Annotated in this window: 17 protein-coding genes and 1 tRNA gene; 8 read left to right on the forward strand and 10 right to left on the reverse strand. The window is 73.1% G+C overall.

The features are described from left to right. Positions 1-7: 7 nt before the first annotated feature. Positions 8-1,450, forward strand: coding sequence for a peptidoglycan-binding protein (locus ACF08B_RS09245; RefSeq protein ID WP_392316789.1), 1,443 nt, complete (start codon positions 8-10; stop codon positions 1,448-1,450). Between the two features lie 18 nt (positions 1,451-1,468). Here the strand turns inward: ACF08B_RS09245 and ACF08B_RS09250 are convergent, their stop codons facing one another. Then, positions 1,469-2,137 (reverse strand): HAD-IA family hydrolase, encoded by a 669-nt coding sequence (locus ACF08B_RS09250; protein ID WP_392316790.1) that lies wholly within the window; start codon positions 2,135-2,137, stop codon positions 1,469-1,471. A gap of 209 nt (positions 2,138-2,346) precedes the next feature. Next, entirely contained in the window at positions 2,347-2,928 is a 582-nt protein-coding gene (locus ACF08B_RS09255) for a TMEM165/GDT1 family protein (protein ID WP_392316791.1), read from the reverse strand. A gap of 375 nt (positions 2,929-3,303) precedes the next feature. Here ACF08B_RS09255 and ACF08B_RS09260 point away from each other — a divergent pair, with 375 nt between their 5' ends. Further along, positions 3,304-3,948, forward strand: coding sequence for an HNH endonuclease family protein (locus tag ACF08B_RS09260; RefSeq protein WP_392316792.1), 645 nt, complete (start codon positions 3,304-3,306; stop codon positions 3,946-3,948). Between the two features lie 118 nt (positions 3,949-4,066). Here the strand turns inward: ACF08B_RS09260 and ACF08B_RS09265 are convergent, their stop codons facing one another. The 3 genes from ACF08B_RS09265 to ACF08B_RS09275 form a co-directional block, all read right to left on the reverse strand. Continuing rightward, positions 4,067-4,681, reverse strand: coding sequence for a DedA family protein (locus ACF08B_RS09265; protein ID WP_392316793.1), 615 nt, complete (start codon positions 4,679-4,681; stop codon positions 4,067-4,069). A 108-nt stretch (positions 4,682-4,789) separates the two neighbouring features. After that, on the reverse strand, positions 4,790-5,248 hold the full coding sequence (locus ACF08B_RS09270) for a DoxX family protein (RefSeq protein ID WP_392316794.1): 459 nt from the start codon (positions 5,246-5,248) through the stop codon (positions 4,790-4,792). A gap of 218 nt (positions 5,249-5,466) precedes the next feature. Continuing rightward, on the reverse strand, positions 5,467-5,712 hold the full coding sequence (locus tag ACF08B_RS09275; protein WP_392316795.1) for a DUF2277 domain-containing protein: 246 nt from the start codon (positions 5,710-5,712) through the stop codon (positions 5,467-5,469). A gap of 93 nt (positions 5,713-5,805) precedes the next feature. On the opposite strand from ACF08B_RS09275, the gene ACF08B_RS09280 reads away from it, so the two are divergent. Together ACF08B_RS09280 and ACF08B_RS09285 are read left to right on the forward strand one after the other, a co-directional pair. After that, positions 5,806-6,705 carry a ketopantoate reductase family protein gene (locus ACF08B_RS09280; RefSeq protein ID WP_392316796.1) on the forward strand — a complete coding sequence of 300 codons (900 nt, stop codon included), beginning with the start codon at positions 5,806-5,808 and terminating at the stop codon, positions 6,703-6,705. A 107-nt stretch (positions 6,706-6,812) separates the two neighbouring features. Continuing rightward, positions 6,813-7,157, forward strand: a complete 345-nt coding sequence (locus tag ACF08B_RS09285; RefSeq protein ID WP_392316797.1) for a hypothetical protein — start codon at positions 6,813-6,815, stop codon at positions 7,155-7,157. Positions 7,158-7,204: 47 nt separating this feature from the next. Here the strand turns inward: ACF08B_RS09285 and ACF08B_RS09290 are convergent. Beyond that, positions 7,205-7,276: transfer RNA gene (locus tag ACF08B_RS09290), tRNA-Val, on the reverse strand. Between the two features lie 304 nt (positions 7,277-7,580). Here ACF08B_RS09290 and ACF08B_RS09295 point away from each other — a divergent pair. From ACF08B_RS09295 to ACF08B_RS09305, 3 genes are all read left to right on the forward strand, one after another. Next, positions 7,581-8,975, forward strand: a complete 1,395-nt coding sequence (locus ACF08B_RS09295; RefSeq protein WP_392316798.1) for a hypothetical protein — start codon at positions 7,581-7,583, stop codon at positions 8,973-8,975. A gap of 84 nt (positions 8,976-9,059) precedes the next feature. Beyond that, the gene (locus tag ACF08B_RS09300) at positions 9,060-9,650 is read left to right on the forward strand and encodes a DUF4383 domain-containing protein (RefSeq protein ID WP_392316799.1); all 591 of its coding nucleotides are present in this window, start codon (positions 9,060-9,062) and stop codon (positions 9,648-9,650) included. A 48-nt stretch (positions 9,651-9,698) separates the two neighbouring features. Then, entirely contained in the window at positions 9,699-9,920 is a 222-nt protein-coding gene (locus tag ACF08B_RS09305; RefSeq protein ID WP_073893566.1) for a zinc ribbon domain-containing protein, read from the forward strand. Between the two features lie 180 nt (positions 9,921-10,100). Here ACF08B_RS09305 and ACF08B_RS09310 read toward each other — a convergent pair whose 3' ends face one another. Genes ACF08B_RS09310 through ACF08B_RS09320 form a run of 3 tightly spaced genes read right to left on the reverse strand, consistent with a single transcriptional unit; the run spans position 10,101 to position 14,621 of the window. Beyond that, entirely contained in the window at positions 10,101-10,928 is an 828-nt protein-coding gene (locus ACF08B_RS09310) for an HAD family hydrolase (protein ID WP_392316800.1), read from the reverse strand. Further along, positions 10,928-13,411: a phosphoribosyltransferase gene (locus tag ACF08B_RS09315; protein ID WP_392316801.1), complete on the reverse strand. Its 2,484-nt coding sequence runs from the start codon at positions 13,409-13,411 to the stop codon at positions 10,928-10,930. Before ACF08B_RS09315 ends, ACF08B_RS09310 begins: the two co-directional genes overlap by 1 nt. A gap of 43 nt (positions 13,412-13,454) precedes the next feature. Next, positions 13,455-14,621 (reverse strand): HpcH/HpaI aldolase/citrate lyase family protein, encoded by a 1,167-nt coding sequence (locus ACF08B_RS09320; RefSeq protein WP_392316802.1) that lies wholly within the window; start codon positions 14,619-14,621, stop codon positions 13,455-13,457. 176 nt (positions 14,622-14,797) lie between these two features. Between ACF08B_RS09320 and ACF08B_RS09325 the strand changes: the two genes are divergently transcribed. Further along, on the forward strand, positions 14,798-15,598 hold the full coding sequence (locus tag ACF08B_RS09325; protein WP_392316803.1) for a TerD family protein: 801 nt from the start codon (positions 14,798-14,800) through the stop codon (positions 15,596-15,598). 22 nt (positions 15,599-15,620) lie between these two features. Here the strand turns inward: ACF08B_RS09325 and ACF08B_RS09330 are convergent, their stop codons facing one another. Further along, positions 15,621-16,358: a Tellurium resistance gene (locus ACF08B_RS09330; RefSeq protein ID WP_093480899.1), complete on the reverse strand. Its 738-nt coding sequence runs from the start codon at positions 16,356-16,358 to the stop codon at positions 15,621-15,623. Positions 16,359-16,364: the final 6 nt, after the last annotated feature.

The following is a 16,364-nucleotide window of genomic DNA, read 5'->3' on the forward strand; positions in this document are numbered from 1 at the left end:
CGAACGCGTGACTGATTCCGAGGGCCGCACCTGCCCGGAGTGCGGGGCGCCCAGGGGCCTCGACCGCACCCCGACCTGCGACTGCACCGAGCGGACGGCCGAGGCCCTCCACGAGGCCCGCTCGGCCGAAGCGGCGGCGGCCGAGGACTTCGACCCCTTGCGGATACGTCCCTACGTCGACGTGGAGCGGCCGCGCCCGGCCGGAGGGCGCGCGGCGCCGGGTGCGCAGGCGGGGTCGTCCGGCGCTCCGGGGAGCGCGGAGGAGCCCGGGCGGCGGCCCGGCACCCGGACGTACGGCGAGCCGTCCTCGCCCGCCGCCGGGCAGCACCCCGAGCCGTCCCCGTCGCACGCGTCGCCCGCCCCCGGGACGGGCACCCGCCCCGGACCGCCGCCGGACGCGGAGCCCCGCCCGGCCCCGGAGGCCGGGACCACCGCACCACCACCCACCGGCGCCCACCCGAGCACTCCCCGGGAGCCCGGGCCGGGCGGACCCGGCCCGGCCGACACTCGGACCTCCACAACGGCACGGCCCGGCGACGTCGGCCCGACCGCTCCGCGAGGATCCGGGGCCGACGGGCCGGGCGACGCTCGGGCGTCGACAGCCGGCGGGCCGGGCGACGCCGTCGGCGCGGCCCCTCCGACCGGAATCCATGGGCCGAGCCCGGCCGGGACCACCGACCCGCGGGCGTCCACGGCTCGCACCTCCGCGCCAGCACAGCCCGGCGACGCAGCGACGGTCGGCTCTCGGGGGTCCGCGGGCGGCGGGGCGGCCGAGGACGGCGCGGACGGTGCCCGGAGTTCCGCGGCGGACGGGGCAGCCGGACCGGCGGCCTCCGGCGGACGGGGAGAGAACGGGCGGCGGCGGTCGCGGCGCACGGTGCCGGCGGTGGTCGCCGGTGCGGCCGTGGCGGTCGTGGCGGCGGCCGGATGGGCGAGCGGGGTGTTCTCGTACCACGCCCCGGCCCGGGACCAGGCGGCCGAGGAGGTCAGGCAGGGCGTCCCGGACGTCACCACACCGGGCCCGGCGTCCACGACGGCGACCGGTGCGCCGGTCGCGCCCCGCCCGCCCTCGCGGACCCCTTCTCCTTCGCCCTCGTCGAGCAGCCCGTCGGGCTCACCGTCGCCGTCGCCCAGTCCGTCCGCGTCCCACGGCGCGTCCGCTTCCGCCTCCCCCTCGAAGACGGCCGCGACGTTCTCCGCGAGCCCGCTGGACACCCCGGACCCCGGCCCGGTGCTGCGGCTCGGCGACAAGGGCCCCGAGGTCACCGAACTCCAACAGCGGCTGAGGCAGTTGAACCTCTACGTCGGCGAGGTCGACGGCGTCTACACCCGTCCCGTCGAGAACGGCGTGCGCACCTACCAGCTGGCCCGGGGCATCACCGGCGACGACTTCGGGGTCTACGGTCCGCCGACCCGGGCGAGCCTGGAGGCGGAGACGTCGGAGCCGTAGGCGTACGGACCGCTGCCGTCAGCCGACGCGCAGCAGGATCGTCCCGTCGGCCGCCCCCTCGACGCTCACCCGCGTGAGGTCGGGCACCACGACGTCGGGCCCGTGGACACCGGCGCGCGGACCGACGCCCACCACCCGCATCCCCGCGGCGCGCCCCGCCGCGACACCGGCGCCGGAATCCTCGAACACGACGCAGTCGGCCGGGTCGACGCCCAGCTCGGCGGCGCCCTTCAGGAAGCCCTCGGGATCGGGCTTGCTCGCGCCGACCGACTCCGCGGTGATCCGGACGTCGGGCAGGGGCAGCCCGGCCGCGTCCATGCGGGCGGTGGACAGGGCCACGTCGGCGGAGGTCACCAGGGCGTGCGGGAGCCCGCGCAGGGCGGCGAGGAAGACACCCGCGCCGGGGACCTCGACCACGCCGTCCATGTCCGCCGTCTCCTCCGCGAGCATGCGGGCGTTGTCGGCGAGGTTCTGGGCCACGGGCCGCTCGGGCAGCAGCACGGCCATGGAGGCGTGCCCCTGCCTGCCGTGCACGACCTTCATCGCCTCGTCGCCGTCCAGCCCGTGCCGCTCGGCCCAGCGCCGCCAGATGCGCTCGACCACGGCGTCGGAGTTGACGAGGGTGCCGTCCATGTCGAGCAGGAGGGCACGGGCGGTGAGGACGGTGGGCGTGGCGGTGGCCGGCATCGGCAGCTCCAAGCACGGGCGAGGGTCGTACGGGCGGCCCCCCTGGGCCCCCGGGGTTCCGGAGGGGACAAGGCGGCCCCGCCCGCCGGTCAGGGAGAACGGGCGGGAGCCACTTTGTTTCTCTACGGTACAAAACCGGGAGCGGGTTGCGCCACCGCCCCCCGGAAGGGTTCACCCGGCGTTCAGCTCGGCAGCCGCCGCCTCGCGGATCAGCCCGCCACGGCCTCGTAGAGGCTCCACACGCCGAGACCCAGCATCAGCAGGGCCGCGATCTGCGTGATCAGCCGCAGCGGCACCCGCCGCATCAGGGCCTTCCCGCCCACGATGCCGAGACCGGCGACGGCCCACAGGCCGAGCACGGCGCCGAGACCGACGGAGATCGGGTCGTCGTAACGGGCGGCCAGGTTGGCCGTCATGATCTGCGTGAGGTCGCCGAACTCGGCGACCAGGATGAGCATGAAGCCCGTGCCCGCGACCTTCCAGAAGGACTGGTCGGCGGGCTTCTTGATCTCCTCCTCGCCGTCGCCCTTCTTCAGCAGGAGCACCGCGGCGCCACCGAGGAAGAGGACACCGGTGAGCGCGTGCACGATCTGCTGCGGCAGCAGGGTCAGCACGCTGCCCGCCGCGACGGCGAGCACCACGTGCAGCAGGAAGGCGGCGGCGACGCCCGCGAAGACGTACGAGGCGCGGTAGCGCGTGCCGAGGACGAGACCGGCGAGCGCGGTCTTGTCCGGCAGTTCGGCGAGAAAGATGACGCCGAAGACGAGCGCCGTCACGGTGATGCTGATCAAGGTCCCTCAATCGGTCGGGGCTGCCCCACCGAGAGTGCGGTACATCACGCGAAAACACCTCGGCACGGCAGCGCACTCGGCGCCCGTGCCGGGGGCACGGGCGTGCACTGCTTGCCGAAGGTCTCGCTGGCGGCCTGCTCGAGGTCCGCCTCCGGGCGCCGGCTCAGGCTCGCTGAGCAGTATGTCGACGGTCCGGCGAAGAGCTACTCCCCTTCTGCGCGACCCATAGTACGGGACGCGAAAGTTGCGCCCCACACCTTGTAGTGACATGAACACGTCACTAGTTTCTCACCGAGCGCTCATCCTCCGGCAACACGGCCTCGCGAGCATTCCCTCGCTCGTGCCCCAACACCCCCACCCCACAAGGGAGTTCGCATGCGGAAACTCTACGCGCGTCGACGTCTGAGCATACTCGCCACCCTCACCGGCCTGATAGCCTCCGCCGCCCTCTTCAACTCCCCGAGCGCCTCGGCCGCCCTGCCCACCCCGGTCAGCGGCGCCACCGCCCGCGGCTACCTCGCCCAGCTCACCGTGGCCACCGAGAACCGCACCGGCTACAACCGCGACCTGTTCCCGACCTGGATCACCATCAGCGGCACCTGCAACACCCGCGAGTACATCCTCAAGCGCGACGGCACGAACGTCGTCACCGACTCCGCCTGCGTCGCCCAGAGCGGCAGCTGGTACTCGCCGTACGACGGCGCGACCTGGACCGCCGCCTCCGACGTCGACATCGACCACCTCGTCCCGCTCGCCGAGGCCTGGGACTCCGGCGCGAGCAAGTGGACCACCGCCCAGCGCCAGGCCTTCGCCAACGACGTCACCCGGCCCCAGCTCCTCGCCGTCACCGACAACGTGAACCAGGCGAAGGGCGACCAGGACCCGGCCACCTGGATGCCGTCGCGCACCGCCTACCGGTGCACCTACGTCCGCGCCTGGGTGCAGGTGAAGTACTACTACAACCTCTCGGTCGACTCCGCCGAGAAGAGCGCCCTGACCAACTACCTGGCGAGCTGCTGACCCCCCGCAGCCGGCAGCGAACCGACGGCCGGCTGCGGAACCCCGCGCCCGCCGCACGCCGGTCGCACGGCTCCCCGCGGTCCACAGGGGAGCCGACGCGGCCGGCGGCAGGATGACGTCAGGAGACCGGGCGGCGGCGCATCAGGAAGCCCGCCGCCGCACCGGCCGCGAACAGCGCGGCCACCGAGACACCCGTGGCCACCCAGGTAGCACCCAGCCACAGGCCGCCGTAGTAACCGAGGGCGACGCTGTACGCGGCCCAGCACAGCCCGGCCAGGGCGGACCAGGGCAGGAAGTCACGGACGCGGCGATGGGCGGCGCCCGCGCAGAACGAGACGACCGAGCGGCCCGCCGGCGCGAAGCGGGCCAGCACGACCAGCGCACCGCCGCCCCGCGCCAACGCGTCGCCGAGACGTTCCTGCGCGGTGGTCAGCCGACGCGAGCGCGCTATCGCCCGGTCCAGCCGCTCCCCGCCCCGCCAGGCCAGCCGGTAGGCCACCAGGTCACCGAGGACCGAGGCGGTCGCCGCCGAGAGGATCAGGGCCAGGGTGTCCGGCACGTCGTGCGGCACGGCGCCCGCCGCCGCGCCCGAACCGGCGGCCGCGGCCGTACCGGCCGTGATCACCAGCACTCCGCTCGGCAGCACCGGCAGGAACACGTCGAGCAGCACCGACAGGGCCACCACGGCATAGATCCACGGCCCGGCCGCGATCGCCCCCACGCTCTCGAACACCACGACTCCCCTTGATCCCCCGTCGACAGCCATACAGCGTACGCCGAGGGTGTGACAACGGGTGCCCAGGGGGCGCGTGCGACCGACGCGCGACGACGCGGGTACGGCTCAGGCCGCCGCCACCGGAGCCCGGTCCGCGGCGGACCCGCCCGCCGCCGCCGTACGCCGGCCGACCAGCCGGTCGAGACCGAAGGCGCCGGAGCCGGTGAACACCAGCAGCAGGAACCCCCAGCAGAAGAGGGCGGGCAGCTCGCCCCCGTTCTGGATGGGCCACAGGGCGGCCCGCTGGTGGACGTCGAAGTAGGCGTACGCCATCGAGCCCGAGGCGATGAGCGCGGCCCCGCGGGTGCCGAGGCCGAGGAGCACCAGCCCGCCGGCGACGAGCTGGATCACCGCCGCGTACCAGCCGGGCCAGGTGCCGGCCGCGATGGTGCCGCCGTCCGTCCCCACGGCGCCGCCGAGGACGCCGAAGAGCGAGGCGGCGCCGTGCACCGCGAAGAGCAGGCCGATGACGATGCGGAAGAGCCCGAGGGCATAGGGCTGGGCGGAATCGAGGCGCGCGGACATGAGGGGGTCTCCACTTCGGTGTCGGTCGGACCGGCCAGGGGACTGATGGCCGGCCGTGGGGGGTCGGCGGTACCGAACGAGGGGCCCAGGTTAGGGGAACCTAATCAATGCTTGCAAGTTCAAGATTTGGCCATCCCACGGCGCCCGCCCACCTGATGAGGGCATGCCGAAGCGGCCCTCCGCGCACGGGACAGAAGACCTGAGGAGGCGTCAGCGGGCTAGGCCACGTCCTCCACGGAACGCTCGCGCACCCGCTGCCCCTTCACCTCCAGCCCGCCGAGCAGCTCCGCCGTGGCCCGGGCGACGGCCTCCACCGCCCGGTCGAAGACCTCGCGGTTGTGCGCGGCGGGGGCCCGGAAGCCCGAGACCTTGCGCACGTACTGCAGCGCGGCGGCGTGAATGTCCTCATCCGTGGCCTCTTCGGGCAGCACGGGCGGACGCAGCGTCTTGATACTCCGGCACATGCCCCCAGTCTCACGCAGGCCGCCCGCCCCTGCGATGATCGCGCCGAAGGCGGCCACCGACTCCCGGGGCCGACCGTCGAAAGGAACAGCCCCATGGCGAACCAGCGCACCGTGGCCGTCCTCGGCCCCGGCGGCACGGGCGGCCTCCTCGCCGCCCTCCTCTCCCGCTCCGGCCACCGGGTCGTCTGCCTGGCCCGGGAACACACCGCGGACACCCTGCGCCGCACCGGAATCACCGTCCGCAGCGCCCAGTTCGGCGAGTTCACCGCTCCCGTCGAGGCGGACACCGAGCTGCGCGAGGAGGTGGACGCCTGCCTGATCACCGTCAAGCACACCGCACTCGACGCGGCCCTCACCCGGATCCCGCCCACCGCCCTGGGCGACGCCCTGGTCGTACCGCTCCTGAACGGCGTCGAACACCCCGCCGCGCTGCGCGAGCGGTACCGCGCCGACCGGGTCGCCCCGGCCGTGATCCGCGTGGAATCCACCCGCGTCGCCCCCGGTGTGATCGAACACGGCAGCCCCTTCACCGAGATCGACCTCGCCGGCGACGGCGTCCCCCGCGCACGGCTCGACGCGCTCGCCGCACTCCTCACCGCAGCCGGCACGACCGCCCGCACGACCGGGGACGAGACCGCGACCCTGTGGGCCAAGATGGCCTTCCTCGCCCCGTTCGCCCTGCTCACCACCCGGTACGGGCTGCCGCTCGGCGAGGCCCGCACCCGGCACCGCGACGAACTGGAGGCACTGGTCGCCGAGACCACCGCCGTCAGCCGGGCCTGCGGCGCCCCCGCCGACCCCGCCCGGGCCCTGGCCCGCTACGACGCCTTCCCGCCCGGCGCCAAGTCGTCCATGCAGCGCGACGCCGAGGCGGGCCGTCCACTCGAACTCGACGCCATCGGCGGGGCGTTGCTGCGCGCCGCCGAGCGGCACCGCGTACCGGCACCGGTGGCGGCACGGCTCGTACGAGAACTGCGGGACGCCGGTCACTGACACCGAAACCGGTCCGGAGGGGGGGCGACCACTCGTTCGGCTGAATCGCCCCCCGAACCCCAGGAACGAGCTCGCCACCCAAAATCGAACAGGCGTACCATTGCCGGGTGGCTACGACCTATGAATTCCCCAGTGACCTCCTCGCCGGCCAGGAGGAGCTGCATCAGGTCCGGGCCGAGCTGTCGGCCCTGCTCAAGCGGCTGCCCTGGTCGGTCGAGCCGAGGGAGGGCTTCAGTGACGACACGGGCTGGCGCAAGGTGGAGCGGCCCGCCTCCCCGGGCTGGACGGCGGACGAGCAGGCCGAGGTGGAGAAGCTGCGGCGCCGCGAGCACGAACTCGCGGTGTTCGTGAGCACGCACCGCTTCTGGGCCGAGGTCGCGACACCGGACCGGACGGAAGCCCGCTCCAAGCTGAAGCACGCCCACGGCGAACCCCCGCGGGAGCACCCCTGACGGCGACGAGAACGGCCCCCCGGAGACAACTCCGAGGGGCCGACCGGTGGGCGCGGACGGTTTCGAACCGCCGACATCCTGCTTGTAAGGCAGGCGCTCTACCACTGAGCTACGCACCCTGAACACCCGGGCGACGAGCCCAGGAGGAGTGGACAGAGTACCTTGCCGGGCCCGGTGGACGGCAAACCCGTAACCGGCCGTGGGCTCTGCACGGCAGCGCGCTCACCGTCGACCGCTCCGAGCAAGCCTCGGGCGGCGACGGCTCGCTGACGGTCGCCGTGCCCAGGGCCGCGAACGGGTGTCGGCCCGCTCCTCCGGCGGGAAAGTCACGGTGTGCGGTGCGAACTGACCGGCCCGTGTGTTCGTCTTCAACGGGTGGGAGAATGACACCACCCAGGGCGAAGCACAGCACGGGAGAGGGATGTGACGGCGACACCGGGCACGCCATCGAAGCAGCCGTACCCACCGTCGTCCGCCGCGCGCCCCCCGCGCCGGCCCACGGCCCTGCGCGACACCCTGACCCTGATGAGCCTGCCGGTGCTGGCCGCGCTGGGGCTGTCCGCCGCGTTCGCCGGCGGGGGGACCCGGCGCTGGTTCGGCGGGCGGTCGGAGGGCCAGCGGGCGGAGGCGCAGGCGGCGAAGGACGCGGCGGCGGCCGCGTTCTACGAACTCGACACGGCGCAGCGGGATCTGAGGATCTCCATCGAGACGATCACGGCCGTGGACGACTCCCCCGCCGCCCGTCGTGCCGTCTCCGACTTCGAGGCGCTGGGCCGCCGTATCGACGAGGTCAGTCAGAACTACATCCAGGCGGTCGACGCCCATGATCTCGACCGGGACGATCTGGAGGCCGCGGCGGCGTCCCGGGCGCGTGCGCAGCTGAGCGCGGCCAAGGACGAGCTGGTGCGGGTCAAGCAGGAACTGGACCGGTTCGGTGGTTCGCTGGGTCCGCTGCTCGGCAAGGCCGAGACGCAGCTGGCCCGGCTGGCGCCCGCCGTGGAGCGGGCCCGGCAGTCGCTGCTCGCCGCGAGCAACGCGCTGGACGCCGTGCGGGAGAAGGGTCTGCGGGCCGATGATCTCGCGGCGCGGCTGGCCGCGCTGTCGCCGGAGCTGACCCGGCTGAACCAGGGGGCGGGTCAGCACGGGGTGACGGCGACGCTGGAGCGGGCCGAGCGGGTGCAGCGGGAGGCCGGGACGATCCGGGCCGAGGCGGAGCGGCTGCCGGAGAAGGCCGGCGAGATCGATCACCGGCTGGTGTCGCTGCGGACCCGGGCGCAGGCGCTGACGACGCGGGCCGGGCAGGTGGAGCCGGTGCTGAGCGAGTTGCGGCGCCGGTTCGCGGCCGCCTGCTGGCAGGATCTCCAGCAGGTGCCGGGGCAGGCCGGGGAGAACGTGCGGCAGGCCGAGCTGAAGCTGCGCGAGGCGCAGACGGCACGGGACGCCCAGCGCTGGGCGGACGCGACGTCGCTGTTGTCGACGGTGCGGGCGCTGCTGAACGGCACGGACGAGGCCGTCTCGGCTGCCGGTGATCGGCTGACCAGGCTGAACGCGGTGCAGAAGGATCCGCAGGCGGAGATCGAGCGCACCCGGTTCGCGATCCGGGACGCGCAGCGGCTGGCGATGACGGGGCGGACGAACCCGGATCCGCGGCATGCCGGGCCGCTGGACGACGCGGTGAGCCGACTGGAGCGGGCGATCGGGACGCTGGAGGGACGCCATCCGGACTACTGGCATTTCCTGACCGAGACGGACGCGGTGCGGCGGGCGGTGGCGCAGGTGGTGGCGCGGATCCGGGAGGAGCGCGGCGGCGCTCACTGAGCTTCCTGTGTTGCCGGGTGGGGTCGGGCGGGCGGATATTGATGTGGACGGATGGCCTCCGCTAATCGCCCGAGGGAGGCGGATATGGCCGCACACGCAGCGCATACCGAGGAACGGCCGCGGATGCGGCTGGACGACCACCTGCCCGTCGACCACCGGCTGAACCTTGTCTATCGGGTCGGCGCCGGTCTGATCGGCGGTTTCCTGGTCGCGTTCGGCATTCTCGGTCTGATCAACCACATCGGTTTCTTCGGCACCGGCGGCAACTCGGTCGCCGGGCTGAACAGCAACGGCACGCTCAGTGTGCTGTCGATCTGCATCGGCGCGCTGCTGCTGGTCGGCATGGTGATCGGCGGGAACTTCGCGTCGACCCTGAACATGGTGCTCGGAGTGCTGTTCCTGCTGAACGGCTTCCTGTTCCTCGGACTGCTGGACACCGACAGCAATTTCCTGGCGTTCAAGATCCAGAACGTGCTGTTCAGCTTTGTCGTGGGGCTGCTGCTGATGACCTTCGGGATGTACGGCCGCGTCGGTTCGACGTTGCCGCACGACAATCCGTACTGGCGGGCCCGGCACCCGGAGGCGGTGCAGCAGGAGGAGCGGCGGCGGGCGGCGGCACCGGGCGACCGGGCGCTGCGGGGCCCGGAGGACATGCGCCGGCGCGGCATGGAGTGACGTGGTGTGGCCCTGGGGCGAGCGCCCGGAGCCGGTTAATCTGTGCGCATGCCTCGCTACGAGTACCGCTGCCGCACCTGCGGCGACACGTTTGAACTGAGCCGTCCGATGGCGGAGTCGGCCGCTCCCGCCTCCTGTCCCGCGGGCCATGACGACACGGTGAAGCTGCTGTCGGCGGTGGCCGTGGGCGGCACGGCGGGCGCGTCCGCCCCGGCTCCCGGTGCGGGGGGCGGCGGCGGGGGCTGCTGCGGCGGTGGTTGCTGCGGCTGAGCCGCTGCCCGGCGGGAGCGGCTTGCGGCCGGTGGCCATCAGCTGTTGACCTACGGCCGGTGGCCATCACGTGTTGGCCTACAGCCGGTGGCCATCACGTGTTGGCCCACACCCGTTGGCCCACACCCGGTGGCCATCAGGTGTTGGCCAACGGGTGGTGTGTCCGTGCGCCGCGGCGCGTCAGCCGTGGCGGCCCGCCGTCGACGCCCGGGCGGCCTTCAGGAACTCCCGGGTGATCCGCTCGCCGGCCAGTACGCCCCGCTCGGGCAGTGCGCTGATCTGCGGGGCGGTCCAGTCGGTTTCGGCGAGTTCGCCGTGCCCGGGGCGCCAGCCGCGGTCCGCGGCGAGGAGCAGGTCGGCGTCGAGGAGGGAGTCCCCCGCGGCCAGGGTCAGCTCCGCGCCGGTGCGCCGGGCGACCTCGCGGACGGCGGCGCTCTTGGTGAGCGGCTTGGGGACGGCGTAGATCTTGCGTCCCTGGAGGGAGACCGTCCAGCCGCGGTTCTCCGCCCACGCGGCCAGTTCCTTCACCCATTCCTCGGGCAGCAGCTCGCGCTCGACGACGAGGTAGGCGAACAGGTCCTCGGCGACGCGGTGCTTGCGCACCCAGACCGGGTCGGCGGTCCGCAGCAGGTGCTCGCGGATCTCGTCGAGCGGTGCGCACTCGTCGGCGAGCCTGGCCTGGACGGCGGTGTGCCAGTCGGCGTCGGTGACGCCGTCGACCAGGAGATGGCCGCCGTTGGCGCAGATCGCGTATGTGGGGGCCGGGCCGGGCAGGTTGATGCGCTGGTACTGCTTGCGGGTGCGGGTCGTGGTCGGCATGAAGAGGGCCGTGTCGCCGAGGTCGGTCAGCAGCTGGGCCGCGGTCTCCGTCATGAAGGAGAGCGGCTTGGCCTCGTGCACCTCCACGCACAGCAGCCGGGGTGCCCGCGCGTCGGGCATGGTCAGCGCGAGGGCCGCCGCGGAGTAGATGAGCGTACGGTCGAGGTCGCTCGCCACCAGCACGGGCATCAGACGTTCACCGCCTTGCCGTCGGCGCCGGTCGCGCCGCGGGTGTACTGGGGGTGGATCAGTCCGACGCAGGTGTACGGCAGGTCGCCGACCTCCTCGACCGGGACGCCGCGCTGTTCGGCGAGCAGGCGCACGTGGTGCAGGTCGGCGCCGGCTCCCTGGCGCGCGAGGATCTTCCAGGGCACCCGGCGCAGCAGGACCCGGGTGGTCTCGCCGACGCCGGGCTTGACGAGGTTCACGTCGTGGATGCCGTACTCCTCGCTGATGCGCTCGACGGCCCGCCAGCCCTCCCAGGTCGGGGTGCGGTCCTCGGCCAGCAGTTCCTTCACGGCGTCGTCGACGGTGTCGGCGACGTCGGGGAAGCGGGCGGAGACGGCGTCGAGGAAGGCCACGGAGACGTCGGCGCCGGCGAGTTCGCGGTAGAACTTGGCGCCGTGGAAGTCGTCCGGGCCGACCAGGTCGGCGCGCAGGACGGTGCGGGAGATGAGCCCGGAGACGGTGGAGTTGAGGCAGGCGGAGGGGATGAGGAAGTCCTCGCGGGTGCCGTAGGTGCGCACGCAGGAGCCGGGGTCGGCGAGGACGGCGATCTCCGGGTCGAAGCCGGTGATGCCCTCCTTGGTCTCGAACTCCTGGATGGCCTGGGCGAGTTCGCGGGTGATGGCGCCCTTGCCGGTCCAGCCGTCGACGAAGACGACGTCGCGGGGGTCGTGGTGGGCGGCGAGCCAGCGCAGGGCGTTGGCGTCGATGCCGCGGCCGCGGACGATCGAGACGGCGTAGTGCGGCAGGTCGAGGCCGTGCCGGTACTGGGCCCAGCGGCGCATGAGGACGCCGACGGGGGTGCCGGCGCGGGCGAGGGAGACGAGGACCGGGCGGGGGGAGCGCTCGCCGATGACGGTCTCGGTGACGGCGCCGACCGCCTGGGCGATGCGGGCGGCGGAGGCGTCGAGGGCGCTGTGGAAGAGCCGCTGGTACTGCTCGGTGGGCTGGTACTCCACCGGCAGGGATTCGGCGTAGTGGGCGCCGCCGCTCTGGATGGCCTCCTCGCGTTCCTCGGTCGGCGCCTCCAGGGTGACGTCGGAGAGGTCCTGGAGCAGCCAGCCGACCTCCTCGGGCGCGTACGACGAGAAAGCCGGGCCGCGGAGGGGCTCGGGCAGCATGGCCTGCCTTTCGGGAGCGTGCTGGGGCTCGGGGACGTAGGAGGGGACGACCGCGAGCAGGACGTGCGGGGTGTGTGCCGCGAGGCGGGCCAGCAGGCCGTCGGGGGCGTGCAGGGCGGGGGTGTCGGCGGCGGAGTCGACGACGGCGACGACGGTGTCGAAGCCGGCGCCCGCGACGTTGTAGGCGTAGCGCTCGCCGGGGCCGTCGGCCGGGTCGTCGTGGGCGGGGAAGGTGAGGCGGGTGCGGATCGCGTAGCCGGGGTCGTCGAGGGCGAGGACGGGCGAGCGGGTGGTGGTGGAGAAGCGCACCTCCGCGCCGGTGGTCCGTTCCAGCTGCTCGGCGAGGCGCAGCGGGGCGTACATGAGTTCCTCGTTGCCGAGGACGAGGACGCGGCGGGCGTCGGGGGGCAGGGCGTCGGATATGCGCCCGGCCATGGCGGGGAGGGCGGCTTCGAGCCGGGTGCGGTGGGCGGGGGTGAATCCGTGCCTGCCGCCGTCGGGGAGCCGGGCGGGCCAGCCGAGGTCGACGCGGGGCGTGCCGTGGGGGCTCCGGGGTACCGTGCGGCCGGCCGGGGCGGGCTCGGAGCCGGCGGGCTCGGAGCCGGCGGACTCGTGGTGGGCGACGAGCCGCTGTCCCTTCTCCAGGACGTCGGCGGGGAGCCGTACGACTCCGCAGGCCGCGGCGATCAGGTCGACGCGGGCGCCGATCTCGCGGGCGAACGCGTCCATGCGTGCCGCGTCCTCGGGTGAGCGCATGTCGACCAGCGCGACGATGACGTAGCGGTGCCGGGGGTGGCGTTCGTGGAGGTCGCGGACGGTGTTGAGAACGGTGTTGCCGGTGGAGAACTCGTCGTCGACGAGGACGAGGGGTCCGGAGCCGGACAGCAGGGCGGGGTCCTCGGGCAGCAGCAGGTGCGAGGTGGCGTGGGAGTGGGCCTCCTCGAAGCCGCCCGCGGGGGCGAGGCCGGGGACCGGCCGGCGGGTGGAGTGCAGGTACGGCGCGGTGCCGAGGCCGTCGGCGACGGCGTGGCCCAGTCCGGTCGCGGTCTCCGCGTAGCCGAGGACGACGGCGGTGGCGGCCTCCGCCTCGCCGAGCAGGGCGGCGACCCGGCGGCCCAGGGCCAGTCCGTGGCCGTAGACCACGGAGGGCCTCTGGGGTACGTGCTTGCCGAGCACGTGGGAGACCAGCAGGTGGGCGCGCTTGGGGTTGCGGCGCAGCGCCAGCCCGAGCAGGTCGGTCAGGCCGTCGTCGCCCACGAGTTCGACCCCGAGCCGCTCGGCGACCCAGGTGCCGGACCAGACCGCGTCGTTCACTGCGTTGTTCATGCGTTCCTTGGTTGTCGGGTGTCCGGCCGGGTGTCCGGCCGGGTCAGCCGGGTATTCCGGCGGCGAGCAGCTCCACGAAGCCGACGTCCTCGTGGGCGACGCCGAAGACCTCGGCGCGCAGGAGGGTCCGCTCGGCCCAGGCGCGGTGCGGTTTCACCTCGTTCATCTTGTTCGTGTAGGCCGAACGGAGTACACCCCCGCCGCCGCGTTCCGGCCGCAGGATGTCCTGGGCGTCGCTGTACTCCTCGTGGCTGACGACGGACAGCGCGTGCACGGGCAGGACGTGGGACGGGTGGATGCAGGTCTTGCCGAGCAGGCCGTTGGCCTGGTCGAGGGAGATCTCCCTGAGCAGTCCGTCCATGGCGTGCTCGATGAGCTTCTCGCGCAGTTCGACGGCCTGCACCTCCAGGAAGGGGCTCTGCCGGAGCTGGGGCTTGAACATGCGTTCGGAGACGCGGAAGTACTCCCAGACGGGGCCGGTGACGGTGAATCCGGTGCCGTCGGCCCGGCCGAGCATGTTGACGACGTCGGCGATCACCGAGGCGACGATCTGGACGTCGTAGGCGGTCATGTCGGGGGCGCGGCGCAGGCCGTAGGAGGAGCAGAAGTCGGTGACGCCGAGGCGGAGCGCGAGGACCCGGTCGCGGTACTTGTCGACCGCGCGGGAGATGCCCTCCAGGGTGTCGACGCGGGACTCGCGGTAGAGCAGCTCCGGGGATTCGAGCACGGGCATGGCGAAGAGCCGGTGGCCGCCGGCGCTCTCGGCGTAGGTGAGGGCCTCCAGGAAGGGGATGCCGCGTTCCTCGGTGAACTTGGGCAGCACGAAGCCGGAGAGCAGCCGTACGGTGGCGCCGAGGCGCCGGACGAGGTCGGGGATCTGCTCGGGGGTGCGCACCCGGATGAAGAGCAGGGGTGGTTCCACGCCGGGGCGGGAGGCGAGGTCGGCGAACTGGCGGACGAGGTTCTCCTCGCCGGCGACGACGTCCGCGTCGTCGATCGAGTCCTCCAGGCACAGCACCATGGAGACCACGCCGTTCGCGGCCTGCTTGACGATGTCGTCGGCGAGCCGTGGACGGGTGGCCGGGCTGTACAGCGTGGCGCCCAGGGCCGCGGAGAGCAGCTTGGCCGGGGAGTCGGCGGAGAACGCCGACGGCTCCTGGTGGAACAGGCGCTGCCGCACCGCTGGGGCGATGTGCCCGAAATGACGCATAGGACTCCCTCAGGGCGCGAGCCGAGCCTGTGGATTCGGTAAAGGGTGGCCGGTAATAGTACGTAGGGATCCATGTCGGAGGTTCCCCGCGGGCATGAATTTCCGGTAACTCACCCATGTCGGCGCCGACACCCCCCGCATTGTCGTGGCCAGGACCGAGAGGGCAGGATGACGGCATGACGCACGCGATGCTGAAGGGGTCGAACGTCCCGCTGGATGCCACCACGGTACGTGCAGTACTGCGCTGGACGCCCGGGCAGGGGGTTCCGGACGTGGACGTCTCGGCGCTGCTGCTGGGCTCCGACGGCCGTGTGCGCTCCGACGAGGACTTCGTCTTCTACAACCAGCCCCGGCATCCCTCCGGAAAGGTGTGGCGGCTCGGCAAGAAGCGCGTCGCCGACGGGCTGAGCGACACGATCCAGACAGACCTCTCGGGGGTCGAGCCGGGCGTGGGCCGCATCCTGCTGGTCGCGTCCGCGGACGGTGTCCCCTTCGACCGGGTGCCGGCGCTGGGCATCCTGCTGTACGACGCGGCCGTGGCCGACGGGGAGCCGCTGGCCACGTTCGACATCAAGCCGGAGACGGGCGCGGAGACGGCGCTGATCTGCGGTGAGCTGTACCGGCGCGGGGAGGGCTGGAAGTTCCGTGCGCTGGGCGAGGGCTACTCGAACGGTCTGAAGGGCCTCGCCACGGACTTCGGCATCTCGGTGGACGAGTCGGAGGTGGACGAGGAGCGGCGGCTGCCGGAGACGGCGTCGCAGCCGCTGCCCCCGGAAGCGCCGACGTCGGCGGTGCCGCAGCAGCCGCCCGCCTACGGCTATCCCCAGCCGGCCTCGCCGCAGGCGGGGTACGGGTACCCCCAGCCGGCCGGGCAGCCGTCGTACGGCTATCCGCAGTCCCAGCCGGCCCCGGTACCGGTGGCCCTGGACCCGGACTTCCGGCTGCCCCCGCAGGGCCCGCAGTTCGTCGGCCGGTAGGCGGTCCGGGCGGCGCACGGGGCTACCGGTCGACCTTGGTCTTGTAGCCCCGTCCCCACTGCAGTCCCCAGCCGTACAGGCGGTCCAGCTCGCCCTGGAAGCCGTAGACGAACTTGACCTCGCGGCGGACGATCAGTTCGCCCTTGACGTTCTCGATCATCACGACGGCGCAGGAGCGGGCCTGGGGGTGGCGTTCGTCGAGGCCTATCTCGATGCGGGGGCCGTTGCTCGGGTACAGCGTGACGATGGCGTGGGTACGGTCGAAGGCCGGTGTGCGGTCGTAGATGTAGACGAAGACCAGCAGGCGCTTGATGGCGTCGCGGTGGTCGAGGTTGACGTACATCGTCTCGCCGGACGCCGAGCCGAACCGGTCGTCTCCGCTGAGCTTGATGTACGGCGGGGCGTTGACGTCGCCCAGGTAGCCGCCGAGCGGCTGGACGACCCCCTTCGTGCCGTCGGTCAGCTCGAACAGGCAGCCGAGGTCGAGGTCGACGTTGACCATGCTCTGGCCGTGCCCGAGCACCTCCGGCGGTTTCAGGGCCTTGAAGGGGTGCCGGAACAGGCTGGTGCGCTGGGCGCCGTCGAAGTCGGAGGTCCGCATCCGCCAGGTGAGGTTGACGCGCAGATGGCCGGTGGCCGCGTCCTGTTTGGTGAGGGACACCGTCTGGTGCCGTCTGGTGAGCTCGATCGCGTTGCTGGAGGCGCTGCCCGAGTCGAAGTCGGCGGCGCGCCCGCCCAGCAGTCCGTCGAAGAATCCCATTCCCGC

The organism is Streptomyces sp. NPDC015139 (assembly GCF_043079785.1).
Taxonomy (GTDB): Bacteria; Actinomycetota; Actinomycetes; order Streptomycetales; family Streptomycetaceae; genus Streptomyces; species Streptomyces albidocamelliae.

Bases quoted from the DNA above. Each gene is read 5' to 3' on its own strand.
- ACF08B_RS09330 (WP_093480899.1), bottom strand. From the start codon at position 16,358: ATGGGATTCTTCGACGGACTGCTGGGCGGGCGCGCCGCCGACTTCGAC.
- ACF08B_RS09250 (WP_392316790.1), bottom strand. From the start codon at position 2,137: ATGCCGGCCACCGCCACGCCCACCGTCCTCACCGCCCGTGCCCTCCTG.
- ACF08B_RS09300 (WP_392316799.1), top strand. From the start codon at position 9,060: ATGGCCGCACACGCAGCGCATACCGAGGAACGGCCGCGGATGCGGCTG.
- ACF08B_RS09270 (WP_392316794.1), bottom strand. From the start codon at position 5,248: ATGTCCGCGCGCCTCGATTCCGCCCAGCCCTATGCCCTCGGGCTCTTC.
- ACF08B_RS09320 (WP_392316802.1), bottom strand. From the start codon at position 14,621: ATGCGTCATTTCGGGCACATCGCCCCAGCGGTGCGGCAGCGCCTGTTC.
- ACF08B_RS09260 (WP_392316792.1), top strand. From the start codon at position 3,304: ATGCGGAAACTCTACGCGCGTCGACGTCTGAGCATACTCGCCACCCTC.
- ACF08B_RS09315 (WP_392316801.1), bottom strand. From the start codon at position 13,411: ATGAACAACGCAGTGAACGACGCGGTCTGGTCCGGCACCTGGGTCGCC.
- ACF08B_RS09310 (WP_392316800.1), bottom strand. From the start codon at position 10,928: ATGCCCGTGCTGGTGGCGAGCGACCTCGACCGTACGCTCATCTACTCC.
- ACF08B_RS09305 (WP_073893566.1), top strand. From the start codon at position 9,699: ATGCCTCGCTACGAGTACCGCTGCCGCACCTGCGGCGACACGTTTGAA.
- ACF08B_RS09280 (WP_392316796.1), top strand. From the start codon at position 5,806: ATGGCGAACCAGCGCACCGTGGCCGTCCTCGGCCCCGGCGGCACGGGC.
- ACF08B_RS09325 (WP_392316803.1), top strand. From the start codon at position 14,798: ATGACGCACGCGATGCTGAAGGGGTCGAACGTCCCGCTGGATGCCACC.
- ACF08B_RS09275 (WP_392316795.1), bottom strand. From the start codon at position 5,712: ATGTGCCGGAGTATCAAGACGCTGCGTCCGCCCGTGCTGCCCGAAGAG.